The sequence below is a fragment of the Paludibaculum fermentans genome (assembly GCF_051172195.1).
GTDB lineage: Bacteria > Acidobacteriota > Terriglobia > Bryobacterales > Bryobacteraceae > Paludibaculum > Paludibaculum fermentans_A.
In genome coordinates, this window is the sequence record NZ_JBPJAQ010000002.1 from 441074 (window position 1) to 466670 (window position 25597).

The 25597-nt window shown below is 63.9% G+C and carries 22 protein-coding genes; 8 read left to right on the forward strand and 14 right to left on the reverse strand.

What is annotated here, in order from left to right; translation table 11 throughout:
• Positions 1–832 precede the first annotated feature (832 nt).
• Positions 833–3040, reverse strand: coding sequence for a transferrin receptor-like dimerization domain-containing protein (locus tag ACR9Y2_RS28385; protein ID WP_435045246.1), 2208 nt, complete (start codon positions 3038–3040; stop codon positions 833–835).
• A 97-nt stretch (positions 3041–3137) separates the two neighbouring features.
• Complete coding sequence (locus ACR9Y2_RS28390; protein WP_435045247.1) at positions 3138–3509, reverse strand: hypothetical protein; 372 nt, start codon at positions 3507–3509, stop codon at positions 3138–3140.
• Between the two features lie 240 nt (positions 3510–3749).
• On the opposite strand from ACR9Y2_RS28390, the gene ACR9Y2_RS28395 reads away from it, so the two are divergent.
• Entirely contained in the window at positions 3750–4967 is a 1218-nt protein-coding gene (locus tag ACR9Y2_RS28395) for an ankyrin repeat domain-containing protein (protein ID WP_435045248.1), read from the forward strand.
• 5 nt (positions 4968–4972) lie between these two features.
• Here the strand turns inward: ACR9Y2_RS28395 and ACR9Y2_RS28400 are convergent, their stop codons facing one another.
• Positions 4973–6502 (reverse strand): amidase, encoded by a 1530-nt coding sequence (locus tag ACR9Y2_RS28400; protein ID WP_435045249.1) that lies wholly within the window; start codon positions 6500–6502, stop codon positions 4973–4975.
• Positions 6503–6552: 50 nt separating this feature from the next.
• Here ACR9Y2_RS28400 and ACR9Y2_RS28405 point away from each other — a divergent pair, with 50 nt between their 5' ends.
• Positions 6553–7557, forward strand: coding sequence for an aldo/keto reductase (locus ACR9Y2_RS28405; RefSeq protein WP_435045250.1), 1005 nt, complete (start codon positions 6553–6555; stop codon positions 7555–7557).
• A gap of 5 nt (positions 7558–7562) precedes the next feature.
• Here the strand turns inward: ACR9Y2_RS28405 and ACR9Y2_RS28410 are convergent, their stop codons facing one another.
• The 8 genes from ACR9Y2_RS28410 to ACR9Y2_RS28445 form a co-directional block, all read right to left on the reverse strand.
• A complete protein-coding gene (locus tag ACR9Y2_RS28410) occupies positions 7563–9110 on the reverse strand; it encodes an acetolactate synthase large subunit (protein ID WP_435045251.1) in 1548 nt (515 codons plus the stop codon).
• A gap of 111 nt (positions 9111–9221) precedes the next feature.
• The gene (locus ACR9Y2_RS28415) at positions 9222–9434 is read right to left on the reverse strand and encodes a hypothetical protein (RefSeq protein ID WP_435045252.1); all 213 of its coding nucleotides are present in this window, start codon (positions 9432–9434) and stop codon (positions 9222–9224) included.
• A gap of 30 nt (positions 9435–9464) precedes the next feature.
• Complete coding sequence (locus ACR9Y2_RS28420; RefSeq protein ID WP_435045253.1) at positions 9465–9857, reverse strand: RNA recognition motif domain-containing protein; 393 nt, start codon at positions 9855–9857, stop codon at positions 9465–9467.
• A 146-nt stretch (positions 9858–10003) separates the two neighbouring features.
• Complete coding sequence (locus ACR9Y2_RS28425; protein ID WP_435045254.1) at positions 10004–11470, reverse strand: DegQ family serine endoprotease; 1467 nt, start codon at positions 11468–11470, stop codon at positions 10004–10006.
• 114 nt (positions 11471–11584) lie between these two features.
• Positions 11585–12235 (reverse strand): response regulator, encoded by a 651-nt coding sequence (locus ACR9Y2_RS28430; RefSeq protein WP_435045255.1) that lies wholly within the window; start codon positions 12233–12235, stop codon positions 11585–11587.
• Positions 12236–12240: 5 nt separating this feature from the next.
• Positions 12241–13575: a sensor histidine kinase gene (locus tag ACR9Y2_RS28435; RefSeq protein WP_435045256.1), complete on the reverse strand. Its 1335-nt coding sequence runs from the start codon at positions 13573–13575 to the stop codon at positions 12241–12243.
• Between the two features lie 90 nt (positions 13576–13665).
• Complete coding sequence (locus ACR9Y2_RS28440) at positions 13666–14328, reverse strand: carbonic anhydrase (protein WP_435045257.1); 663 nt, start codon at positions 14326–14328, stop codon at positions 13666–13668.
• A 45-nt stretch (positions 14329–14373) separates the two neighbouring features.
• Positions 14374–15885, reverse strand: a complete 1512-nt coding sequence (locus ACR9Y2_RS28445) for a SulP family inorganic anion transporter (protein ID WP_435045258.1) — start codon at positions 15883–15885, stop codon at positions 14374–14376.
• Between the two features lie 187 nt (positions 15886–16072).
• On the opposite strand from ACR9Y2_RS28445, the gene ACR9Y2_RS28450 reads away from it, so the two are divergent.
• Positions 16073–16417 (forward strand): hypothetical protein, encoded by a 345-nt coding sequence (locus ACR9Y2_RS28450; protein ID WP_435045259.1) that lies wholly within the window; start codon positions 16073–16075, stop codon positions 16415–16417.
• Here the strand turns inward: ACR9Y2_RS28450 and ACR9Y2_RS28455 are convergent.
• Positions 16409–16591 carry a hypothetical protein gene (locus ACR9Y2_RS28455; protein ID WP_435045260.1) on the reverse strand — a complete coding sequence of 61 codons (183 nt, stop codon included), beginning with the start codon at positions 16589–16591 and terminating at the stop codon, positions 16409–16411. The two genes, ACR9Y2_RS28450 and ACR9Y2_RS28455, sit on opposite strands and share 9 nt — an antisense overlap.
• Positions 16592–16737: 146 nt before the next feature.
• Here ACR9Y2_RS28455 and ACR9Y2_RS28460 point away from each other — a divergent pair, with 146 nt between their 5' ends.
• Both ACR9Y2_RS28460 and secD read left to right on the forward strand, forming a co-directional pair.
• Complete coding sequence (locus ACR9Y2_RS28460; protein WP_435045261.1) at positions 16738–17121, forward strand: hypothetical protein; 384 nt, start codon at positions 16738–16740, stop codon at positions 17119–17121.
• Positions 17122–17227: 106 nt separating this feature from the next.
• On the forward strand, positions 17228–20041 hold the full coding sequence (secD, locus tag ACR9Y2_RS28465) for a protein translocase subunit SecD (protein ID WP_435045262.1): 2814 nt from the start codon (positions 17228–17230) through the stop codon (positions 20039–20041).
• A gap of 58 nt (positions 20042–20099) precedes the next feature.
• On the opposite strand, the gene ACR9Y2_RS28470 is transcribed toward secD, so the two are convergent.
• Complete coding sequence (locus ACR9Y2_RS28470; protein ID WP_435045263.1) at positions 20100–22634, reverse strand: bifunctional YncE family protein/alkaline phosphatase family protein; 2535 nt, start codon at positions 22632–22634, stop codon at positions 20100–20102.
• 79 nt (positions 22635–22713) lie between these two features.
• On the opposite strand from ACR9Y2_RS28470, the gene ACR9Y2_RS28475 reads away from it, so the two are divergent.
• Both ACR9Y2_RS28475 and ACR9Y2_RS28480 read left to right on the forward strand, forming a co-directional pair.
• Positions 22714–23076, forward strand: a complete 363-nt coding sequence (locus tag ACR9Y2_RS28475; RefSeq protein WP_435045264.1) for a hypothetical protein — start codon at positions 22714–22716, stop codon at positions 23074–23076.
• On the forward strand, positions 23073–23567 hold the full coding sequence (locus tag ACR9Y2_RS28480; protein ID WP_435045265.1) for a hypothetical protein: 495 nt from the start codon (positions 23073–23075) through the stop codon (positions 23565–23567). Before ACR9Y2_RS28475 ends, ACR9Y2_RS28480 begins: the two co-directional genes overlap by 4 nt.
• Positions 23568–23636: 69 nt before the next feature.
• Here ACR9Y2_RS28480 and ACR9Y2_RS28485 read toward each other — a convergent pair whose 3' ends face one another.
• Positions 23637–24431, reverse strand: coding sequence for a DUF1223 domain-containing protein (locus ACR9Y2_RS28485; protein WP_435045266.1), 795 nt, complete (start codon positions 24429–24431; stop codon positions 23637–23639).
• Positions 24432–24593: 162 nt separating this feature from the next.
• On the opposite strand from ACR9Y2_RS28485, the gene ACR9Y2_RS28490 reads away from it, so the two are divergent.
• Positions 24594–25577, forward strand: coding sequence for a cytochrome D1 domain-containing protein (locus ACR9Y2_RS28490; RefSeq protein ID WP_435045267.1), 984 nt, complete (start codon positions 24594–24596; stop codon positions 25575–25577).
• The last annotated feature ends 20 nt before the right edge of the window (positions 25578–25597 follow it).

Consider the following 25597-nt stretch of genomic DNA (forward strand, 5'->3'; position numbering starts at 1 on the left):
CGTCCAGCCCAAGCGGGAACCCACCGAGCAATTTGAGGGAACAAACCCACCTGCCCCCGTCCAAGCCGCCCAAGCGAACGAAGCCGCAACGCCCCCCGACAGTGAGGCAGTGGTCCCCCCAGCGCAGCGAACCGCGACTGGCAAGGAGCGGGCCACGGTTCCCGTAGCGCCCCCAGTGGAGTCCCCCACGCCCCGCCAAGCCCCCAAAGCAAACGAAGCCGCAACGAACCACGACCGTGAGGGAGTGGTCCCCGCCGCCCACCAAACCCAAACTGGCAGGAAGCGGTCCAAGGCAGCAGGAGCGTCCTCAAAGGCGTCCCCCAAGCCCCGTCGAGCCGCCCAAGCAAACGAAACAAACGGAGCCGCGAACGTGAGTGAGTGGATAACCCCCCAAAACGCCCCCGAACCGCCGCCCGTCCAGCCCAAGCGGGAACCCACCGTGGATTTTGAGGGAACAAACCCACCAACCCCCGTCCAAGCCGCCAAAGCAAACGAAACAAATGGAGCCGCGACCGTGAGGGAGCGGAGGAATCACCGAAAAGCCCCCACCAACCCCACCGCGCACCGAACCCAAACTGGCAAGCAGCGGGCCCAAGCAGCGGAAGCGTCCTCAATCGACTCCCCCACCCCCCGCCAAGCGAGGCAATCCGCTTTCAGAGCCGCGACTAAAAGGAGCGGGGGAGCAATCGCACGCCCCCAACCACCCAACGAAAAAGGCCATGCCCCAATTCGCACTCCTTCAATGGAACCCGCCCACACTCCGCGGCCCGAGCTGCACCTCAAGCCAGGCCTGCCCCGATGGCCCAAGGATCTCCGTGAACCACCCAACTCCTCACTGAGCCAGCAGCGCCGTAGCCCGATCCAGCTCAGCCGCAAACGCCTCGATCGACGCCGAGGTCTTCACAATCTGCTCGTCCGCCTCTTTCCAATAGCGCTCCTCAATCGCCTCCCGGATCCCGGGCAGCGTCTTCACGCCATAGCCCGTATAGAAGCCGGGCGCGTAGATCTGGTGCTGGAACCAGGGCCGGCGCGGCAGGCCTTCCGGGCGGGTCAGCTTGCGCTCGATCTGCAGCAGGATCGCGTCCAGCGCCTTGGCCTTGGGCTCAGGCAGCGCCTTCAGGTCGATCTTCGTGAAGGCATCCGTGCTCGTCTTGAGCTTGTTCACCGCGTTGTCCAGCGGAGCGAAGTTCAGGAACGGCACGGCCGCCTTGGGTTCAGGCACGATGTACGTCTTGCGCGGATCGGCCGTGAGCTTCAACGAGCCGTTGCGGATCAGCTCGTTCTGCTTGTCGGTTTCGGAGCGCATGTCATCGGCCAGCTTCTTCACCTCGCCCGCATAGCGCGTGACGATCTTCGAGAAGTTGTCGAACCGCAGCGGCAGCACATCGGCATTCGCCAGGCGCAGGACAAAGCGCCCGCCGAGCTGGGCCGACGCGAAAATGTACTGGAAGTCGGGGTCCTCGAACTTCACGACGTGATCATAGGTGTCGTAGTTCGAGTGGTAGCTCCCCGCGCCGTTGCCTTCTCCGCCGAAGCCGATGTTCAGGCTCGCGATGCCCAGGTGGTCCACAAACACGGTGTAGTCGGAGCCGGAGCCGAGGGCGCTGATGGGCAGGTCGCCCGGCGTGGGGTTGCCGGCCACGGCGCGCTGGGCCTTGGCGCGCTCCAGCGTCGAGACCTTCGTTTCGGGATCGGTGATGTCGCGGGCAGCCTGCGAGGCAAGCGTCTCCAGGGTGTGCGAGCCGCCCACGTGGACGAAGCCGCGCGAGGTGCCATCCGAGTTCACATAAACCGCGGCGTGCTTCTTGAGCTCGTCCGCATGGAATTCAGCCCATTCGGTGGAGCCCAGCAGGGCGGGCTCCTCGCCGTCCCAGGCGCAGAAGATGATCGTGCGCTTCGGCTTCCAGCCCGCCTTGGCGAGCTCGGACAGCGCGCGGGCCTCTTCCATCACGGTGACCATGCCCGTGAGGGGATCGGAAGCTCCAAAGACCCAGCCATCGTGGTGGTTGCCGCGAATGATCCATTCGTCAGGCCGCTCGGCGCCGGTCATGCGGGCGATGACGTTGTGGGTGGGGGCGAGGTCCCAGTTGAATTCGAGCTTGAGGTGGACCTTCGTGGCGCCCGGACCAATGTGATAGGTGAAGGGCAGGGCTCCGCGCCAGTCGGGCGGAGCAACGGGACCCCCCAGGGCGCGCAGCAGCGGCTCGGCGTCACCGTAGGAGATGGGCAGGACCGGGATCTTCGTGAGCGTGGCGGCCTGCTTGTAGGGGCCGCGCTTCAGGTCCTTGGTGGCGCCGACGCCGGGCGAGAGCGGGTCGCCCGGGTAAGTGGGCATGTCCATCACGCTGCCGCGCTGGGCGCTGTCCTTGGGCCGCCAGCCGCCCTTGGGATAGACGTCGCCGGCGTAGTAACCGTCGTCGCGCGGGTCCGAATAGATGATGCAGCCGATGGCGCCGTGCTCGGCTGCGACCTTGGGCTTGATGCCGCGCCACGAAGCGCCGTAACGGGCGAGGACGATCTTGCCCTTCACATCGATGCCCATCTCGGCGAGCTTGTCGTAGTCGCCAGGCAGGCCGTAGTTCACATAGACGAGGTCACCGGTGACGTCCCCATCGATCGAATAGGCGTGATAGGTGGGCAGGCCGCCGGCCGTGTTGGCCGTGCTCTCGTCGCCTTCGATGGGCGGTTCACTCAGCTTGGCGGTGAACTTCTCGGGCGCGATCATCTCCAGGACGCGCGTCTTCGGGGTAGGGAAGAGCGGGTAGAACGTCTCGATCTGCGTGGCGTAGCCCCAGCTCTTGAACTGGGCGGCGATGAACTCGGCCACCTCCCGGCTGCCGGGCGAGCCGACATGATGCGGCTTGGCGGACATCCGCTTCAGCCACTGCTGCAGGTTGGCGCGGCTCAGGTGGGCGTCGAACTGCTTTTCGAGCTCGAATTCGCGGCGCGCGTTTTCGGGTTGGAAGCCTGCCAATGGTTTCTCCGGCGACTGCGCGGAGACCATGAGGGTAGACACAAAAAGGGCCAGTGCTCGTTTCATGGAGGTAATGGCTTAGATTATCGCGCCTTCGGGCCGCGCGTGTGCGGGCGAGGCACTGGCTTCTCGCCCCCGAGTGGATCCGTCAGCGGCGCGGGCCCTATTTCTGGCGTTTGACGGCGAGTTTGGCCGTTTGGTGTTCCCCCTCCCGGTCGCGCTGAATATCACCGGTGATCTCATCGCCGTTCAGAACGAGGGCGAACTTCATGATGCTCTCGCCGGCCGCGACTTCGAAGGTGATCTTGCCGTCGGCGATGGTGCCCTTCTCAATGGGGTGCTGCTCGTCGGCGTTCGGGCCGGCGGTGCCGGTGAGCTTGTCGCCGTCCTGTTTGAGGACCAGCAGGGCGGGGCGGGGTTCAGGCGAGTCGCCATTGACGGTGAAGGTTCCGGTCCAGGTGCCGGTGGCGTCGGCTGCCAGCAGGATGGCTGAGGCAGCAAAGAGGGCAAAGGTCAGGCTCAGGATTCGCTTCATGGGAGCTCCTTAGCCACACAGTACGAGGGGGAACCGGCAATTGTTCGGCAGGATGTGAAAAGTTACCCGGGCCGTATTGATTTCCCCGCGCCGTGGGCTTAGCTTGGAAACGAGCGCGAAGGGCGCCACCAGTCCGCGGAAAGGGCCGTGCCCACCTTCAGCAGGTTCCGTGTCCATTACGAACCTTCTTTCAGCCTGATTTGGGCGGACTCCAGGCACGACTTGAAAGGGAGTTCGTGGATGAACACAACCGATCTGATGCCGTTGCCGGCTCGTCCGAGCCTGGCACAATACCGGAAACAGGCGAAGGAACTGCTCAAAGCCTACAAGGCTGGAGAGAGTGCCGCCCTGGAACGAGTCAAACACTTCCACCCGCGAGCGAAAGAGCTCAGCGGCGGAGAGTTCACGCTGGCCGACGCGCAGTGGGCGCTGGCGCGGCAGCACGGCTTCGAGAGCTGGCCGAAGTTTGTGAAGTGCCTGGAGGCCCTGCTGAAGGCCAACTCGCCCGCATCCCGGTTTGAGCAGGCCGTGGAGGCGGTGATCAGTGGGGACCTGGCCACCCTGCAAAGGCTGCTGGCCGAGGATCCGTCATTGGTGCATGCGCGCTCGCCGCGGGTGCACGGGGCGATGCTGCTGCACTACGTCGGTGCGAATGGAGTGGAGAACTACCGGCAGCAGACTCCGCGCAATGCCGTGGAGATCGCCCGCGCGCTGCTGGACGCGGGGGCGGAGGTCGATGCCGAGTGCGGAGCGTACGGCAAGGATACGGCGTTGGGGTTGGTGGCGACCAGCGTGCACCCGCTGAACGCAGGCGTGCAGCTCCCTCTCATGGACCTGCTGATCGAGCGGGGCGCGAGCCTGGAGGGGGCTCCGGGCGGGTGGACGATTGTCCCGGCTGCGCTGGCGAACGGGCGCAAGGCCGCGGCTGCGTACCTGGCCGGACTGGGCGCGAGTCTAGATCTGGAAGGTGCGGCCGGCGTGGGGCGTCTGGATGTGGTGAGCGCGTGTTTCGATGCCGAGGGGCGGTTGAAGGCGGGCGTCCCGGAGCTGAAGCTGCTGCGCGGCTTTCATTGGGCTTGCGAGTATGGACGCCTGGAGGTGATCGGGTTTCTGCTGGACCGGCGGCCGGAGCTGGTGCGCGATGTCAGCACGGGCATGACGGGTCTGCACTGGGCCATTGTGGGCGGCGAAGTGGAGGCGATGAAGCTCCTGATCGCCCGCGGAGCTCCGCTCGAGGTGGAGAACGAGTATGGCGGCACGGCGCTGAGCCAGGCGCTGTGGTTTGCCATGACGGCGACGAACGGGATCGACTATCCGTCCACGATTGAGGTGCTGCTGGAGGCAGGCTCCGTGATCGAGGCCGGCTCGCTGGAGTGGGTGTCGCGGCAGGAGCGTGCCCCGGCGGCCACGCGGGCGCGTGTTGCGGAGGCGTTGCGGCGCTATGGGGCTGAGTCGTAGCCCGGCTAGTCGAAGAGGCGGAACTGGGGCTGGGTCCGCGCCTTGGTCTCCTGTTCGAAGGCGTAGGCGTAGTTGATCAGCCGTTGATCGCGCCAGGCGGTGGAGAAGAAGGACAGGCCCACGGGAAGCTCGTCGACCAGTCCGGCGGGCACGGTGACGTGCGGGTAGCCGGCCACGGCCGGTGGCGTCGAGCAGCCGCCGGTGTCGTAGTCGCCGTTGACCCAGTCGATGCACCAGGCGGGTCCGTTGGTGAGCGTGACGATGGCGTCGACCTTGTGCTGCGTGAGCACGGCATCGATGCCTTCGTCGCGGCTGAGGCGCAGGCAGGCGGCGCGGGCGTCAAGGTACTTTTTGTCGGTGAGCGGGCCCTTGTCCACCGACTGGAGAAGGATCTCCTGGCCGAAGTGCGGCATCTCGCGGACGCGGTTCTTCTCGTTGAAGTCGATCAGGTCGCGCATGGAACGCACGGGCCGGCCCTGCGGCTGGCGGGCGAGGTAGGCGTCGAGATCGGTCTTGTACTCGTACAGCAGGACCTCGAACTCCTCCATGCCGGACTTGCCGTGCGAGGGGAGATCGGCCGGGTCGATGATGACGGCGCCGCAGCGTTTCAGGGCGTCGATCTGCTTGTTGAGGAAGCCGTCCATCTTCGCATTCCGCTCGAAGAACTTGCGGGCGATGCCGAGGCGGACTCCGCTGAGCGCTTCGGGCTGCAGGTCTTTGGTAAAGTCCTTGCCGGCCATGATGCCCAGCAGGGTGGCGGCGTCCCGAACCGTGCGGGCCATGGGGCCTGCCGTGTCCTGGCTATGGGCGATGGGTATAATGCCGCTGCCGGGCAGCAGGCCGAGGGTCGGTTTGATGCCGACCAGGCCGCTGACGGACGCGGGACTGACGACGGAGCCGTCGGTCTCACTGCCCACACCGGCGGCGCATAGATTCGCCGCGACGGCCGTGCCGGTGCCGCTGCTGGAGCCGGAGGGGCTGCGGTTCAGGGCGTAGGGGTTGCGGGTCTGGCCGCCCCGGCCGCTCCAGCCGCTGCAGGAGTGGGTGGAACGGAAGTTGGCCCATTCGCTGAGGTTGGTCTTGCCGAGGATTAGCGCTCCAGCGGCGCGCAGGCGGGCCGCAACGGGGGCATCCACGGGCGCGTGCCAGCCGTCCAGCGCCAGCGAGCCGGCAGTGGTCATCATCCGGTCGCCGGTATCGATGTTGTCCTTGAGTACGATGGGCACGCCGTGCAGGACACTGCGCGGGCCGCGCTGGCGCCGTTCGGTGTCCAGCTCATCGGCCAGCTTAGCGGCGTCCGGGTTGTGTTCGATGATGGCGTTGAGCTTCCACTCGCCGCTGTCGAGGTCCTGGATGCGATTGACGTATAGCTCGAGCAACTGCCGGGAGGTCCAGCGGCCGGAGCGGAGACCGACAGCGAGACCTTCGAAGCTGAGCTCCTCCAGTTCAAAGGCGGTACGGCGGTAGGGAACACGCGCACACGAGGCCAGGCCAAGGGCGGCGGCCGTGGCTCCGAGAAACTTCCTGCGGTTCATGTGCGCCATTGTCCCATGACATACAATTCATTGGACGGAAGGAGGCTCACATGGCAGAAAATACCCGGCGGCAGTTCTTTCAGGGCATGGCGGCCACGGCTGTCCTGGCTGAGGAGGTACTGGCGCAAACCAGCAGTGCAACCGGGACGGGCGTGCCCACAAGGCTGCTCGGCAAGACCGGAGTGCGCGTGTCGATGCTCGGGGTAGGGGGCGCGCATGCCGGCCGCAACCGGGACGACAACGCCTGTGTGCGGCTCATCCAGACGGCCATCGACGAAGGGATGACCTTTCTCGACAACGCCTGGGAGTACAACGGCGGGCGCAGCGAAGTGGTGATGGGCAAGGCCCTGGGCATGGACGGTTATCGCAAGAAGGCGTTCCTGATGACCAAGGTCTGCAGCCGCGAGTATGAGGGCGCCATGCAGCAGTTGGAGGAGAGCCTGAAGCGCCTGCAGACCGACCATATCGACCTGTGGCAGTTCCACGAATGCAACTACCACAACGATCCGGACTGGGTGTTTGAGAAGGGCGGCATCCGCGCAGCGCTGGAGGCGAAGAAGCAGGGCAAGATCCGCTTCATCGGCTTCACGGGGCACAAGACTCCGGCCATTCACCGCCGGATGCTGGCCAAGGACTTCGCGTGGGATACGGCGCAAATGCCGAACAACCTGCTGGACTCGCAGTTCCTCAGTTTCCGCGAAGAGGTGATGCCGGTCTGCCTGCAGAAGAAGGTCGGCATTGTCGGCATGAAGGGCTGCTGCGGCGATGGGCGGCCGATCAAAGCCGGGCTACTGACGGTGGAAGATTGCTACCGCTACTGCCTGTCGCAGCCGGTGAGTGTGCAGGTGGTGGGGCTGTCGAACCTGGAAGAGCTGCAGACGGCGTTGAAGATCGCACGGTCGTTCCAGCCGCTGACCGCGGCGGAGAAGACAGCGCTGCTGGCCAAGGTGAAAGACGTGCAGTTCGACGGGCGCTACGAGCTGTTCAAGACCAGCAAGCGGTATGACAGCGCATATCACCGCACACAGCACGGCTTCGCGACAGAAGGCGTGTAAGGCGGTTACTGCTCCGGGGCCAGGACCGCTTCGATCAGGAAGGGTCCTGGCCTCGACATCGCGGTGCGGAAATGCCGGATGAACTCGGGCGTCGAGGTCGCGCGCACGGACTCGACGCCCATCGATTCGCCAAGCTTCTGCCAGTCGATGTCAGGCCTCGTCAGATCCACTAACTCATCGGCGCGCGGACCTATGACCGTGGTGCCGGTGCGTTTCATCTCCACGTCGAGGATGCGGTAGCGGCGATTGACGAAGATGACGGTGGTGACGTCGAGGTGTTCGCGAGCCATGGTCCAGAGGGCCTGCGGAGTGTAGAGGCCGCTGCCGTCGGCTTCGAGGGCGATGACTTTCCTGTCCGGACAGGCCAGCGCGGCTCCCGCTGCGACGGGGAGACCCTGGCCGATGGAACCGCCGGTGACGGGCAGCATGTCGTGGGCCGGCGCATGGTTCAGGTGGAGTTGGACGGGTTCACTGCTCGAGACCATCTCGTCGCAGACAATGGCGTCCGGCGGGAGCAGGGCAGCCATGGCGGCTCCGATGGTGTCGGGGGTGAGCGGTTCGGCCGCGGGCAGAGGCAGGGCTGCCGGTTGGGAGCGTGCGACGCCCGGGCGGTCTGCGGCGAGGGCTTCGAGAGCGGCAAGGCCATCCTCGTTCTGGGCGGCGAGGGTATGGAATTCGCAATCCTCCGGGGCCATGGTGCTGCGGCGGTTGGGGTAGCCGAAGAAGGAAACCGGCGCCTCGGCTTCGACGAGGATGATCTGGCGGATGCCCTCCAACAGGGCTTCTGCCGGCTCAGGGAAGTAGGGGATGCGCTGCGCGAACGACCAGGGTGCGCCGCGCGGGATGCGTCCGGAATTGCGGTTGAGGAAGACGGGGACACCCAGGCGGGCGGCGGCGCTGAGGCCGCGTTCACAGAGGGCTGCTCCGCTGAGGAGCAGGGCGGTGCCGGGGAGCGCCAACAGGGCCGCAATGCGGTTGATGTGGAGGGTGGGCGGAACGACGCGAACCGGCGGCTGGACGGTGGGGCCGGGCTCGCCGGCGGGGCTCCAGGAGTGGTCAGCCGGAATGATGAAGCTGGCGACCTGGCCGGGTGGTCCGTAGGCGGCGAGGACGGCTTCGGCGGCGGTGGTCCCCATATTTGCGGCGGAATCGAGCGTTCGAACCCAACCGGAAACGGGGCGGGCGAAGGCCTCGACGTCGGCGGTCAGCGGGGCGTCGTAGCGCAGGTGCTGGGTGGAGTGTTCACCGACGATGTTGACGATGGACGAGCGGGCCTTGCGGGCGTTGTGGAAGTTGGAGAGGCCGTTGGCGAGCCCGGGTCCCAGGTGCAGCAGCGTTGCGGCGGGACGGCCGGTCATGCGGGCGTAACCGTCGGCGGCTCCCGCGCACACTCCTTCCTGAAGGCAGAGGACGCCGCGCATGCCGGGAACCCGGTCGAGCGCGGCGACAAACTGCATTTCCGAGGTGCCTGGATTCATCAGGCACAGGTCGATGCCGTTGGCGAGGAGGGTGCGGAGGAGACTTTCAGCGCCGTTCATGAGGAGAAATCCCATGAAAGCACATCAAGGCCGGCGGGGTGGTGAATGAGACGATCCAGAATGATAACGGCGCGCACCCCAAGAGGGGCAGCGCGCCGTGTTAGGCCAAGGTTTGGGCCGAAGCGGTTAGGCTTTGCCGCCCTCAGTATCTGAATCGCTGTCGTCGAAATCCGAAACGAGAACTGGACCGTGCAGGAGAGGGATTTCCTCTTCCAGCGGGCTCGGCTTGTCCGTGTCCTCCTTGCGTTGGAGGCGCTTGGCCGCCTTGTCGCGCTGTTTTTCAGCGCGGGCTTGTTCTTTTTGCCGTTTCGTAAATGTCGTTCGCGATCTTTGAGCCAAAGGGGACTCCCTTTCTAATTAGATTGAGAACTACCAGCGGGGTTCGCGACGCTGACGATAGCCGCCGCCGCCACCGCCGCCGCCGCTGTTGGTCTTCGGACGAGCTTCGTTGACGTTGAGGGCGCGACCGCCCATGTTGTAACCGTTCAAGGCGTCGATGGCGCGATCGGCTTCACCCGAATCGCTCATTTCCACAAAGGCGAAGCCGCGGGAGCGGCCAGTCTCACGATCGGTGACGATGCTGACGCGGTCGACGTTGCCGTACGACGAAAACAGGGTGCGAATGGACTCTTCGGAAGCGCCGAAATCCAGGTTACCGACGAAAATATTCTTCAAGTTAACTCCTTGCAGTCGACTAGTTGAAGGCGGGCTCGACGGGGCGGGACGGATCTCGGCCGGTTCTGCGGCACAATCAAGTAGCAACCTCAGTATAACAGGTTCCTCCCTGGGGACCTTCCGGGGTGGTCCAGGTTCAGGCCCTCATTTTGCCCTTCCACGTGACCGGTGCGGGCACAAAAAAGCGCCGGCCCCGCGAGGAGGCCGGCGAGAGGAGAGTCACGTCTGTTCGCTTACACCGCAACGTAGCGGGTGTTGCCGCCACGGTTCACAAGGAGGAGCGGATTCTTGCCGGATTTCTGAACTGCGCGGTTGAATTCGGCCACTGACCGCACCTTTTGCCGATTCACTTCCTGGATTACGTCGCCGGGGCGGAGACCGTTTTCGGCAGCTGGGCTGTCGGGATCCACGTCGGAGACGACCACTCCGGCGGTGGTGGGGGGTAGGCCCAGTTCGCGTGCCGCATCGGCCGTAAGTTCTTCCACCTGAATGCCATTCAGGTCCTGGTCGCCATTTGGCCTATCGTTGGACGCGCGTTCTTCCCGGGTGGGCAGTTTGCCCAGCGTGACTTCCAGGTTGTGCACCGCGCCGTCGCGCAGGACCTTCAATTTGGCCTGGGAATCGACCGGCATCATGGAGATCCGGTTGCGGAGCTGGTTGCTGTCGTCGATGGGCGCGCCGTCGACTTCCAGGATGATGTCGCCCTTCTGCAGGCCGCTCTTCGCGGCCGGGCCGTCGGGCGTGACATCGCCGACCAGGGCGCCTTTGCTGTCCTTCACATTGAAGGCGCGCATGATGGCCGGGGTGACGTCCTGGGGCACGATGCCGAGGTAGGCACGGGTCACTTTACCGTCCTTCAGGAGGCTGTCCATCACCTGGCGAACCAGGTTCGAAGGAATGGCGAAACCGATGCCCTGATTGCCGCCGGAGCCGTGCGAGAGGATGGCGGTATTGATGCCGACCAGCTCGCCGCGTTCATTCACCAGTGCTCCGCCGGAGTTGCCCGGATTGATGGGCGCGTCGGTCTGGATGAAGTCTTCGTAATCTTCGATGCCGAGGTTGCCGCGGCCGGTAGCGCTGACGATGCCCATGGTGACGGTTTTGCCGACGCCGAAGGGGTTGCCGATGGCGAGGGCGAAGTCGCCCACCTGGACCTTGGAGGAATCGGCGATGGTGATGTAAGGCAGGTCGCCGGCGTCGACTTTCAGTACGGCGACGTCCGTTTTGGCATCGGCGCCGATGAGGCGGGCCTTGAGTTCGCGCTTGTCGAACAGGACCACCTTGATGTCGGTGGCGCCGTCGACGACGTGGTTGTTGGTGATGATGTAGCCTTCACGGCTGACGATGACGCCGGAGCCGAGGCTCTGCTCACGCCGTTCCCTGGGAATGGCGCGGCCACCGGGGTTACGGCCGAAGAACTGCTCAAAGAGCGGGTCCATGGGCGGCATGCCGGACATGCCGGCAGGGGTACGGACCACCTTTGAGGACGAGATATTCACGACGGTGGGGTAGGCGTGCTTCACCACGGGGGCGAAGCTGAGCTTATTGGGGCCTTCGTTTGGATCGGCCAGTTTCAGGGTGGCCGGCGGGTTGGCGGACGCAAGCACCTTGGAGGCGTAGGCGGTTCCGAGACCGCCGACGACCAAGGCCGCTGCGAAGGCGATGGCGAGACCTGTTCGATTCTTCCAGTGCTTCATCATGTGTCGGATCTTCCTTCCTGTTCATGAGACGCGGCGGCACGAAGGATGGGGTCTCCCGGAGACTGGGTATTTCCGCCACCGACGTTCAGGGATGGGATGTAAGCGATAGAAAAATCAGGAAATGACACCCTTGCGGACGGCGTAGAGGATGAGCTCGGGCATGCTTTTGAGGTTGAGCTTCTTCATCAGGTTGGCGCGGTGGGTCTCGACGGTGTAGACGCTGAGGTTGAAGAGGTTGGCGACTTCCTTGCTGGACTTGCCCTCGGCGACGAGTTGGAGGATCTCGCGTTCCCGAGGGGAGAGGAGTTCGTAGGAGTCTTCGGCTCCGGTCTTGCGGAGCTTGCGGAGGTAGTCCTCGAGCAGCACCTGGCTGACGGCGGGACTGAAGAACGACTTGCCTTCGCGGACGGCCAGGATGGCCTGGACGAGATCCGCCTCGGCTGAGTCTTTCAGCAGGTACCCGCGGGCTCCGGCCTTGAGCGCGCGCAGGACGTAGGACTCGTCGGAGTGCATGCTGAGCATGACGACGGCGGTTTCGGGCACCTGTTCAGTGATCTGGTGGGCGGCTTCGATGCCGTTGAGCTCGGGCATACCGATGTCGAGCACGGCCACGTCGGGTTTGAGTTCCACGGCCAGGGCCACGGCCTGGCGGCCATCGCCGGCTTCGCCCACGACACGGAATTCGGGCTGCTGCTCGACCAGCAGGCGGAGACCGGAGCGCATGAGCTTGTGATCGTCGGCGAGGAGAACCCGGATGCTGGGCATCGCCGTTAGTTTACCGGGTTCGAGCGGACGTCAGGCTGGGTCCAGGGCAGTTCCGCGTGGAGGGTGGTGCCGCCGCCGGGCGTCGACTGGATGGAGAGCGAGCCGCCGAGGCGTTTGACGCGCTCGTCCATGCCGAGGATGCCCATGCCGCGCGTGGTTTTGGGGTCGAAGCCACGGCCGTCGTCGGCGACTGTCAGCTCGAGTTTGTTTTCGCGGTAGTGGAGGGTGACCGTGGCCTGGCGGGCCGAGGCGTGGCGGGCGGCGTTGTTCAGGGCCTCCTGGACTACGCGGTAGATGCAGGTTTTCTGGTCGTCGGGGATATTCTCCGGTATGCCTTCGGCCTGGACTTCGACCTCCATCTCGCCATGGCGCGAGACCTCGCGGGCCTGCCATTCCAGTGCCGCCACGAGGCCGAGATCGTCGAGCATGGAGGGGCGCAGCAGCAGGGCGATATTGCGGACGGACTGGAGGGTGCGTTCCGCGACGGACTTGATGTGGGCGAGGTAGCCGCGCGCCTGTTCGTCTTCCTGGGGGACGAGCGAGCCGAGGCGGCCGGCGTCGACGAGCAGGGCGCCGAGGGATTGACCGACCTCATCGTGAAGCTCGCGCGAAATGGAGCGGCGTTCCTCCTCATGGGCCTGGACCAGGCGGGAGGAGAGTTGGCCGAGTTCGAAGGATCGCTCGTCCACCTCGCGTTCCAGGCGGGCGATGTAGAGGAAGCTGCCGGCGGCTAGGAGGAGACCGGAAAGCAGGGTAATGAGCAGCAGCATGCGCAGGCGGCCCTGCAGTGTATCGAAGCGGGCCAGGAGCCGGTAGCCGGACTCTTCCAGCATGCGGCGGTTGACGCGGCTGATCTCTTCGGAGATCTCGAGGACCTGGACTTTGCCGGCCATGATCATGCTGCCGGTGGCGAGCGGCGGGAGGTCGGCCCGGCCTGTGAAACTGCGCGCGATGGCCTGATGTTGGAGCAGGGTGTTGTGCAGAAGCTCGATGAGATTCTGCTCCTCGACGGGGCCGTCGTTGGGGTAGTGGCTGAGGGCACCCTCGACGGCGGTGAAGAGCCGGACGAACTCCCTTTCACGGCGGGGATCGTCCCAGCCATTCTCGGCGATGCAGCGGTCGAGGCTTTGCCAGTATTCGAGGAGGCTGGCGCGGAGTTGGGTGAGGCTGGCGTTCCGGACGAGGAAGGCGCGGCGCGCCTGCTGCTCTTCGTCGTGCAGGCGGCTGAGGACACCCAGGCCGTCGAGGCCGGAAAAGAGGAGCAGGCCCAGGAGGCCGCTGAAGCTGACCAGGAGAATGGCCCGCAGCTTTTGGACGGATGAGGATCTGGCGCTATCCATGGCCGTTCGAAACACGCCAGGTGCAAATGCAACCGGCCCTGCGATTGATTATCTCGCAGGGCCGGGCTGGGGATTGGGTTGAGCGGCTGGCTAGTGATTCTTGCCCTGCGGGGCTTCGGGATCCCCGTAGTCGTACTCGTAGACACTTTCCATGGGAGAACCCGGCTCCATCTGTGCGATGGCTTTCAGGTAGCCGGTGCGGACATCATAGACCCAGCCATGGATGACGGGCCGATTCTCGGCTTTCCAGGCGCGCTGGACGATGGAGGTTTCGGCGACGTGCAGAACCTGCTCAGCGACATTCAGCTCCACCATGCGGTCGTAGCGCTGCTGGAAATCGCCGATGGTGTCCAGTTCGCGCTTGTTGATGCGGTAGACGTCCTTGATGTGCCTCAGCCATTTGTTGATGAGGCCGAGGTCCTGGCGCGTCATGGCATTCTTGACGCCGCCGCAGTTGTAGTGGCCGCACACGATGATGTGGCGGATCTTCAGATAATCCACGGCGTACTGCAGGACGCTGAGCACGTTCAGGTCAGTGTGAATGACCATGTTGGCGATGTTGCGGTGGACGAAGAGCTCTCCGGGTTCGGCTCCGGTGATGTCTTCGGCGGGCACGCGCGAGTCCGAGCAGCCGATCCAGAGGAATTCCGGGGTTTGTCCATGAGCCGTGGCGTCGAAGTAATCAGGCCGGATGTTCAGCTTGTCCTCGACCCAGGCCTTATTGGCGAGCAGCAGTTTCTTGTAAGACTCCATCGTTGGTAGTTCCTTTTCCGGCTTTCCAATTATCTACGGGGATCCCTAACGGGCTGAAGCGAAGTTGCGGTACTCGATTTCGATGTTCTTAAAGGACGCCCACTTTTCGAAATCGGAGACCACCTCGAAGATGTCGCGATCGATATAGATGGCGCGAGTGGCATCGATCTGAAGGGTGGCGCCGTCAGGGATGGAGCGGAGCAGTGCTTTCAGCTCTGCCTTGTTTACGAAGGTGGTGTCTTTGGTGAAGCGGATGAGGTACCAGTTGTCCTGCTTCACGAGGACGAAGGCCTTGTGGTGATTCGAGTGGATTACAAAGAACAGGCCAAACGCCATGCCGATGAGCACGCCCTTCAGCAGGTCTGTGAACACGATGGCCGTGACCGTGACGATGAAGGGGATGAACTGGGCGTAGCCTGAAGCGAACTGGGCTTTGTAGAGGTCGATCTTTGTGAGCTTGTAGCCGACGGCGAGCAGGATTGCGGCAAGCGCGCAGAGCGGGGTGAGATTCAGCAGGGCGGGGATGAACATCGCCGAGACCAGCAGCAGGATGCCGTGAGTGAAGGACGAGATCCAGGTGCGGGCTCCGGAGTAGACATTGGCCGAAGTGCGGACTACCACGGAGGTCACCGGGAGCCCGCCGATCAGTCCTGAGGCGATATTCCCCAAGCCCTGAGCGAACAGTTCCCGGTTGGGCGGGGAGATCCGCTTATACGGGTCCAGCTTGTCACCGGCTTCCAGGGACAGGAGCGATTCGAGGGAGCCGACGACGGCGAGCGTGGCGGCTATCATGATCGCCTGCGGGGTGGAGAGGATGGAGAAGTTGGGGAACGTGAACTGCTGGGCGAATTCGGTGATGGAGGAGGAGACGGGGAGGGAAACGAGATGCGCCTTATCGGTGAGTTCCAGGAACGGAAAGAAGGCGTGGAACATCTGGTTCATGCCAATGCCAACTCCGACGACGAGCAGGGGGGCGGGGATGAACGTGAGGAATTTCGGCCCGGCGGCGGCTATTTGATCCCAGAAAATCAGGATGGCGAGGCAGACCGCGGTGATGAGCAAGGCGCCCGGGGAGAAGGACATCACGGATTCCAGGATGTCTGTCAGCGTGTTCGAGGCACCCTTTTCGAGGAAGGTGAAATTGCCTTCGTAGTCGGCGTCACGTCCGAGGGCATGCGGGATCTGCTTGAGTATGATCACCAGGCCGATGGCGGCCAGCATGCCTTTGATGACCGAGAGCGGCACATAGTCACCGAAGGCGCCCGCGCGCAGCAGCGAAAACAGGATCTGGAAGCCCCCGGCAAGGACGACGGTAGCCAGGAAGTTCTGAAAGTTACCCAGGCTCTGGATGGCGGTCGCCACGATGACGGTCAATCCGGCGGCGGGGCCGGAGACGCTCACCTGTGAGCCGGAGGCGATGGATACTACGATTCCGCCGACGATTCCGGCGATGATGCCGGCGAAGAGCGGAGCGCCAGAGGCGAGGGCGATGCCCAGGCAGAGCGGTAAGGCAACCAGGAAAACGACCGTCCCCGCGGGGCCGTCGTATCGAAACAAGTTGCCTGAAGTCGGTTGGAGTGTGATTCCTGTGTTTGCTTTCATCGGGCCAAATTGTATCGAAGGATAGGATCTTTGGATCCCAGGTGTGGATAGCCGAAGTATAGCCGATCGGACTGTTTTCTGTATAGTTAAGATTTCTTCAGGATTGGCGCCAAGGTATAGGGCTATGGCAAGATCAGGATTCGTGCCGAGAACCGACCAACGCAGCCGTATTCTAAGAGATGCATGGATTGGCGATGCGATTCTATGCCTTTACGCCAGGGAGCTGATTTTACGTGAAGGCGGCCGGGTGGACGGCGAGTGGTACACGCGGATGACCTCGAACCAGTTCCTGGGCCAGTTGGGGGAGCCGAGTGAGGTGGAAGCGCGGATCGGCCGGGCCTACGAGAGCGGCGGGCTGGCTGGCGCCTTCACCTGGCTGGATGAGAACCTGTTGCCGCTTTACCGGCGGCAGGAGGCGAAGAGGCAGAGAGCGAGTGGCGGGCTTCGCCCGATTGCCCCTGCCAAGATTGAGGCGGCTTCAAAGTGAAGCGGCGGGGCTGAGCAGGAAGCTGCACACCCAGAAGAACGTGGCGGTGACGAAGGCGAGAACCGCGAGTTGAAGCTGCTTCGACGCATTGGGCCGGCGGATGCGAAAACCCAGATAGGCGGCAAAGAGGGCTACGAGCGCGAGGCATAAGAGAGGATCGCCGGAGATCTTCATACAGCCTGATTCTGAACCGGATGGCCTGAAGAGGTCCTAAGGAAGGGGTCAGGATTTCGTAAAGTCTTGGGTGACCGTGCGAATTCCCGAGACAACCGGCGGCTCTGTGCCGGATAATCGAAAAGGAAGCATCGATCCAGGTTGCCGTGAAGAAACGCGACAAAGTAATGGTGTTGAGGTTCGCCCAGGCGGTATTGTTTACCGCGTTCCTGGGCGGAGCCAGCCTGAGTGTCGCGCCTTCCTTGGCTCCGGAAGCCCTGCAGGATAGCCTGCTGGCCGCCGTCCGGGGCACATGCTGTCCGGCCGAAGGTTCATCGTCCTTCCACAATCCGCAGCGGCAGGAATTGCGGCTGGAGCGGTCGCGCTCCACGGCGGCACAGTCCTTTGCGGCAGGCATGCCGCAGCGGCGGGCGGATCACAGTCCGCTGCCAAATCATGCCGGCGCTTGCGGCCACTTCCGCTCCCATCGCCTGCCGGGCGGCCTGTTCGTCACGAGACCCGCCCGCGCTCCGCCCGCCTTCCTCTCCTAACCATTTGCGGAGTGAGCGCCGACCACCGGAGGTGTGTCCGCGTCGAAACCGCCTGTTCCTCCACCCTGGTTCGAACAGGGGAGCTGTGTCTCCCTAAGGAGAGAGTATGCCCAGTGGATTGCGTTGGAAATGGATAGTCATTGCCGCTGTACTTCTGGCTTGCGTGACTGGTGTTATCGGCCTGCCGACCTCAACCGAACAACTGTCCGCCAACTGGCACAAGAGCATGCGGTTGGGGCTTGACCTGAAGGGGGGCAGCCACATTGTGCTCCAGATTCAGGTTCAGGACGCATTCAAGGCGGAGGCCGACGTTCTGATCGAGCGCCTGAACGAGCGGTTGCAGAAGGAGCAGGTGCCCTACGGGTCGATTGAAAGGAACGATCCGGCTTCGATCGAGACGGCGGAGAGTATCCAGGTGGATGTCCGCGGTGTACCGGCCGAGCGGGCCGGAGACTTCCGGCGAGTCGTTACGGACGTGCTGGGCTCGGAGTGGGTGCTGACGCCCGCGACTTCTGATTCGTACCGCGTGAACATTCGCAAGGAAGCGGCCATTCTGCTGAGGCAGGATACGCTGGCGCGCAGCATGAACACGATTGAGAAGAAGATCAACGGCCTGGGCGTGGCGGAATCGAGCGTCCAGCAGAGGGGCGGGAGCGGCGGAGAGGCGGAGATCCTGGTGCAGTTGCCGGGCGTCGACGATCCGGCCCGGGTGAAGGGCATTCTGCAGACCTCGGCGCTGTTGGAGCTGTGTGAGGTGAAGGCTGGGCCATTCGCTTCGCGCGAGGCGGCGATCAGCCAGCATGGCGGAGTGATGCCGCTGAATACGAAGCTGGTGCGCGGCACGGCGCGTGCCGGGGCGGCGAATGAACAGGCGTGGTACCTGCTGTCGCGCTCGCCAGTAATTACCGGGCGGGACCTGCGGGATGCCAAGCCGATGCCGGGCGAGAATCCGGGGCAGTGGGACACGAGCTTCGTCCTGACGCAGGACGCGGCTCAGCGCTTCCAGCGTTTCACTAGCGCGAACATCGGGAAGCAACTGGCGATTGTGCTGGACAACTCGGTGATCAGCGCTCCGCGGATCGATTCTGCCATTTCTGACCAGGGTCGGATCATGGGGGCGGCGGACCAGCAGACGGCGTCGGACCTCGCGTTGAACCTGCGGTCGGGCTCCCTGCCGGCGGGCGCCAAGGTGATTGAAGAACGGACGGTTGGACCATCGTTGGGCGCGGATTCCATCCGGCGCGGCGTCCTGGCGGGCCTGGTGGGGTTGGCGTTGGTGGTGGCGTCGATGGTGGCGTACTACCGCGGCGCCGGGGTCAACTCAGTGATCGCGCTGATGCTGAACACGCTGATGACCGTGGCCGCGCTGAGTTATATTGACGCAACCTGGACCTTGCCCGGCATTGCGGGCCTAGTGCTGTCCATCGGCATGGCGGTGGATTCCAACGTGCTGATCTTCGAGCGCATCAAGGAGGAGATGCGCGGCGGGCGGATCGTCCCGGCGGCTATCTCGGCCGGGTTTGACCGGGCCCTGACGATCATTATCGACACGCACGTGACTACCGTGGTGGCGAGTGCGTTCCTGTTCATCTTCGGGACGGGACCGGTGCGCGGTTTCGCTGTCACGCTGGTGATCGGGCTGATCGCGAACCTGTTTACGGCGGTGTTTGTCTCGCGGGCGATTTTCGACCTGAAAGTCTGGCGCAATCCCCGCCTCAGCAGCCTGAGCATCGGCAAGGAGCTGTTCGAGCAGCCCAGGATTGACTTCCTGTCCAAACGGGCGCTGACGCTGGGCATTTCGGTGCTGGCGATTGTTATCAGCATCGGCAGCCTGGTGGTGAAGGGCGGGCCGAACTACGGCCTGGACTTCCGGGGCGGGTCGCTGATCAGTGTGAAGTTCGATGGAAAGCCCTCGCTCGACCAGCTTCGGGCATACCTGGCGGCCCGCCTGCCGGGTACGGTGAGCCTGCAGGAGTCGCAGGGTACGAGCGAAGTCCTGATCGGGACTGAGCTGGCCGTTGAATCCCAGTTGGAAAAGACCCGGATGACCATCGAGCAGACCCTGAAGGAGAAGTACGGCCTGGCGAACGGCAAGCTGGACCTGAATACAGCCAGCATCGGCGCGCTGGACGAGACGCTGTGGAAGGCGCTGCCGGCGGCCGGGGTGAGTCTCAGCGACCAGGAGCGGCATGAGCTGGCGAAACGCATCACGGAGTTCCGCGACAAGGTGCACAGCGGCCTGATCGGGAACATGGACGAACTGTCGAAGGTGGCGGGTGTCGATGGGAAGGTATTGACTGCCCTGAAGCAGGAGACGGGCCTCGGGCACTTCAATATTCGTTCGGCCGAGATCGTGGGGCCGAAGGCGGGCGCTCACCTGAGGCAGCAGGCATTGCTGGCCACCCTGTGCGCGCTGGGTGGAATGCTGATTTACGTGGCGTTCCGCTTCGAATGGATCTCCGGTGCGGCGGCCGTGATCGCGACACTCCACGACATCGTGATCACGCTGGGGCTGTTCTCGCTCACGAATCGCGAGATCGACCTCAACATCATTGCGGCCCTTCTGACGCTGATCGGCTATTCGATGAACGACAAGATCGTCGTCTTCGACCGGGTGCGCGAGAACATGCAGCATGGGCTGCGAGGGCGGTCGTTCCTCTCGCTTGTCAACGAGTCGATCAACCAGACGTTGAGCCGGACCCTGTTGACGGCGGGCCCCACGCTGCTGGCCTGTCTCGCGTTGTACTTCCTGGGTGGCGAGGTGCTGAACGGCATCGCGTTCGCCCTATTTGCCGGGGTGGTGGTGGGCACGTATTCGTCGATCTTCGTGGCGAGTGCGTTGCTGGTGATGTGGCATGCCCGGAAGAATCCGGCTGCCCCTCCGGCGGTGCCCAGCGGTGAAGTGCTGGCCGCCAAGTAGATGCCATTGCGGCCGGAATCCGGGCAGTCCCAAGCGGGCTGCCCGGTGCGCCGCGCGGCTACCTGTCGTCATCGTCGATATCGACGGAATAAGGAGCGAACAGAGAGACCTTCACGCCGGGGAACGGAGTGTTCCAGCCGCGCGTGGAGTGCCATAGGATCTGATTGAGCTTGCCGCTGGGCACGGCGTCGGGCACGTCCCAGCGCATCTTCGCCGACGCAATGGCGGCCGACTTCGGTTGACCGCGCAGGGCCTTTAGCGGCGGGTTCAGCTCGAACAGATCCTGCTTGGGCTGGACGTGGGTGTAAGGGGTGAGGTCCGCCTGGTTGGTGAAGCTGGGCCGCATCTCATTGGCGATCATGTCGAACAACGACAGGGCAGGGAGGCCGAGCATCAGTTCCATGGTCTTGAGCATGCTCTGGTGCGAGTAGAAGGTGGAGTCGACGTGACCGCGGCGCGTGTAGGGGCTGACGGCGAGGGCTACGGTGCGGTGACCGTCGACATGATCCACGCCGTTCTGGGCGTCGTCTTCGACGATGAAGATGGCCATCTTCGGCCAGAATTTTGACTTCGTGAGGGCTTCGACGATCTGGCCCAGGGCGAGGTCGTTATCGGCGACCATCGCCTTTGGGGTGGAGGTCTCGGGCGTGGTGCCGAAGGTGTGATCGCAATTGATGAGCATCACGGTCATGTTGGGCATGCGGCCGTCCTGCTCCCACTGTTTGAGGTCCTTCAGGAAGATTTGTGAGCGGATCACGTCCGGGATGGAGTTCGTATACGGCGGGTAGTTGGCGGCGAAGAAGGGGATGAGGTGGGCGCTGGGCGGCTTGATGTGGAAGGTGGAGGTGAAGTCCTCGCCGCCCTTCCAGCGATTCAGGTATTCGATGCGGCGCTTGGGCGGTTCGGGCAGCGTGCCGCCGTATTCGCCGTAGAGCCGGACCGTCTTGCCCAGCTTGCGGGCCATGTCCCAAATGGTGCCGCCGCGTCCGATGGCGAGCGGATCTGTGCCGTCAAAGGGATAGCTGCGGCCTTCGTAACCGGGCCACAGGGCGTAGGATACTTCGTTGGCCTGGGCGAGCCACTGATGGCCGTCCGCGCTGTTACCGCCCGAGGCGTAGAAGTTGTCGAGCAGGACGAATTGGTCGGCCAGACGGTGAGTATTCGGAGTGACGTCCTGGCCGAACATGACCAGCGAGGGATCGCCGTTGCCTTTCGGCATGTCTCCGAGGACCTGATCGTAGGTGCGGTTTTCCTTGACGATGTAGACGATGTGCTCGATGAGCGAGGCGTCGCCGGCGCGTTCGGGGACGGCTTTGGGCGTCCGGTTGGGCGGGGCGGCGGTGGCGGCGACAGTGGTCAGCGGCAGATGGTTGTTGTCGGCCACGGCGCGCGTGTAGCTGGCGAGTTGAGGAGAGTCGGGCAGGTCGAGGACGTGCACGGTGCCGCGGTAGCTGTGGACGAAGCGGCGCTCGGGCTTCTCGGCGAAACCGGAGCCGATTCCGAGCATCGATGTCACGGCGAGCCGTTTGCCGTCGGGGGAGAGGGCGAGCCCGCTGGGATACCAACCGGTGGGGATCAGTCCATCGATGCGGCCGCTGGCGGTGTCGACGACGGCGATGGCGTTGATTCCTCCGCAGGCGATGAAGAGGCGCTTGCCATCGGCGGAGATCGTGGCGGCCGTGGGGGCGATGCCGGACGGAACTCCGGCGAACGGCTGGATCCTGATCTGGCGGACGGCCCGGTTGGCGGAGGTGTCGACCACTGTGACGGAGTCGTCGTTGTTGTTGGCAATGTAGAGGCGCGCATGTGGCTCGTCCCAAGCCATCCCGTTGGGATGGAGCCCGGTGGGCACGGTATGGGTGGTCTTGAGGGTGGCGAGGTCGATGCGGGAGACGGTGCCTGAGGCGGAGACGCCGCGGTCGTCTACCAGCACCTGATCCGCGTCGGCGCCGGGACCGGCGGGCGAGGTGCGCTCGCCTGGTTTGGCGGTGCGGCCGCCCCAGTTGGAGACATAGGCGGTCCTGCCGTCGGCGCTCACCACGGCTGCGAAAGGGGCGATGCCGGTGGTGGCTTCGCCGAGGTTCTTCCCCGACGGCAGTTCCACGACGACGGCTTTGTTCTGCGCGGTGATTGGCAGGACAATTCGCCCGCCGCCGAAGCCGAGGCCGCCGGCATTGTGTTTGCCGAGATCTGCCGCCAGGGGTTGAACGCGGCCGCCATTTACGACGAAGAGTCCGGGATTGCCGCGGCGCGGGGTGGCGGCGACGTAGGGTGTTCCCTGATGTGTGACCAGTCCCTGGTAGGCGGGGGTCGAACTGTGCGCGATGTTCGAGAGGATGCGGCCGCTACGCCAGTCGACCTGGTAGAGCTGTGTCTGATTGAGGACCCAGATCTCGGAATCGTCTTTGCCAAAGGCGACACCATAGACCTTGCCCTGGAACACCAGTGGAATGCCGGCGGGGGTGATGCTCTGCCGGGTGGTGATGACTCCGGGATCAGTAACGGCGCGAACAGGGCGTTCTTTCGTTTGCGCGAAAGCGGCCGCGCTGCAGAGACCCGCGCTGAGAAATGCCAGTAGGCGGAAGTGAGGCATGGGAATCCTTGGTGACTCTACAGTCTAGCGAAGGCGGGGTGAGGATTGGCCCTATACTACAGAGACCGGTTTCTGGTTTATGATTCTGTTCCTGCGCTGGGTAGTGGGCATAGCAAGCGCTGCGGCTCTGGCTGGATTTGTATTGGTGTTGACCGTGGGCAAGGGGTTGGCGCTTACGTATCGAAGCGGCGCGGGCGTCGCGAACCTGGTGCGTGACGTGATGACGGTGGGTGTGCCGGTCCTCCTCGTGGCGATGCTGGCCTCGGTCTTTCTGCCGCACGCCCGGACTTTCCTGTGTGTCATTGCTGTGTTCGTCGCCGCCGCGATGGCGGGCTGCCTGACGATTCTGCCAACGAACCCGGGCGAGGGCTCGTTGTACCTGGGGTTCTTCGGGCTCTGGGGTATCTATTTCGGACTGACGATGTGGGGGAGAGGACTATGATTTCGCGAGAGGCTTTGGCGTTGGCCAAGGGGTTCCTGGTGTTTGCGGCGATCGTGGGCGTGCCGGCGGTCATTGGTACTTGCTACTTCGGGTTCAAGTCCTTCCAGATGGCGCGCGAGGGTCCGAAGCCGCCGCCCACTCCACCCAGCGGAAAGGGGGGGGCTATTATCACTGGTCTCGAAATGATGGATTACGCCGCCGGGAAGGCCGGTCGTGTGTTCGATGCCGCGGCTTTTGCGCTGGCGAAGGGGTTGTTCGCCGGTTCGGCTGGGGCTTTGCTGTTCGCCGTGGCGCTTTACTTCACGAGCCGGGGACTGTACGCCGGGCAAATGTGGTCGAGGATTGCGGGCGGCGCACTGCTGACCGTGCTGTTTCTGGTGTCGCTGCTGATGGTACTCAGCCGGCTGGGCGGCGCCAGTTCGGTGCTCGCCCTCGCTACATTAGGGCTGAGTGGATATGGACTATGGGTCATCGTGCTGCGATTTGCCTGACGTCGTCACGGGCGTTTCCGGGTCTCGAAGCGTAGCGGCCCGCTGCAGGGCCTCCTCTCGATTCAACGGCTAGGGTTGGAGTGAGCGGGACGAGTCGGCCAGGGTTCGCTGGGCCACGGCGGCGACTGGACCTGCGCCGGCGGGCTGAAGGAAGACCACGGCACGGATGCCCGTCAACTTGGAGTCGAGCGGGACACGCACGGTCTTGTGAAAGCCGCCTCCGCGTCTCATGGTGCCCGCATTCACCAGTGTCCGGACTACCGCCGCATGGGTCAGGTTGCGGCCGGAGTTTTCACCATTCCTGACCGCCACGGATTCACGGTCGCGGGCCAGCGCCACCCAAACGTTCAGGTCGGTTTTTGAATTGAGACTGCCTGGCCCGGCCTCGACCTCGATCTCGGCTTCCGAGCCATTGCGGGCCGCCTTCACAATGCGTAGCTCCGCCTTGGCCTCCCTGGACGCCTTGTCCAGCGAGCGGTTCAGCGCCGCGGTATCACTGCCCACGAACTGCTCCCTCCCGTCCACCACCATCTGTGGCGTGAAGACGGATTCCAGGCGGAAGGACTGGCTGTAAGCCTGCTGGCGTGCACTGAACTGCGCGGACGAGAAGGGATCCTTCCAGCCGATGCCGTTCCAGTAGTCGACATGTTCACTCAGGACGATGACGGGTACGCCTGACACCGTCTTCTCCTGATCCAGCCTGGCGAGGATCGCATCCGCTGGCGGACAACTCGAGCAGCCCTCGGAGGTGAAGAGCTCCACCAGCACCGGCGCGGTGGGCCGGGTGTCGCTTGAAATGGCTGCGGTGCACACGAGCGACACAGCGGCAGCGGCTGTGCAAACGGCACGATATCCCAGTTTCATTGGCCCTCTTTGTTGAGCTTGCAGTTGATAGATGCCCGCGGGCCGCCGATTGATTCCCGGTGGGTTGTTTCAACGGGAGCCGGGTGAGAGAATGGCTGGCACGAAGCGGGTTTGGGGCTGGGCGCGCCGGGGAGCGCCGGAGAATAGAGGAGCTTTTTGGTTATGCGTAATACCTGGATCCTGCTGTTATCACTCTGTTTGAACACGGCTTTTGGGCAAGGCGGCCTGCTGCTGGTAGCGAATAAAGGCGATCAGGCAGTGGCGATCATCGACCCCAAAACCGGCAAGTCCCTCGCGGCCATACCCGAGGGTGGAGAGACTGCTCACGAACTGGTGGCCTCGCCGGATGGGCGTGTGGCGTACGCCCCCATCTACGGTAACTCCGGCGTCGGCAAGCCCGGCACGGATGGCCGCAATATGGTTGTGGTCGACCTGAAGACCCACAAAGTCTCCGGCAATCTCGATTTCGGGAAGGGCATCCGGCCCCACTGCCCCGTAATCGGTCCAAAGAATGGGCTGCTTTATGTGACCACGGAGTTGGACAATACCATCACCGTGATCGACCCCAAGGCGCTCAAGATCGTGGGCACGATCCCAACGGGACAGGCGGAGTCGCACATGCTGGCCATTAGCCGGGATGGTAAGCGCGGCTACACTGCCAACGTGGGCCCCGGTACGGTCTCGGTCCTCGATCTGGACGCCAAAAAGACGGTCAAGATCATCCCGATTTCCAAGAACACGCAACGCATCGCGCTCTCGGTGGACGACAAGCTCGTTTTTACCTCAGACCAGACGGCGCCGCGATTGGCCGTGATCGACGCCGCCACGAATACGATCAAGACGTGGGTGCCCTTGCCGGCGCCAGGCTACGGCACGGCTCCGACTCCGGATGGCAAGTACCTCGTTGTGGCGGTGTCGAAAGCGAACAAAGTGGCCGTAGTCGATCTCGGCACGATGAAGGTGATGAAGACGATCGATGTGCCGGCGGCTCCGCAGGAAGTGCTGGTGCGTCCGGACGGCCAGGTGGCTTACGTGTCGTGCGATTCCAGCAAGAAGGTGGCGGCTATTCGGACCTCTGACTGGTCAGTCGAACAGATGATCGACGCAGGTAAGGGTGCCGACGGGCTGGCTTGGGCTGGGCGGTAGGCTAGATGGAATGCGGCCGG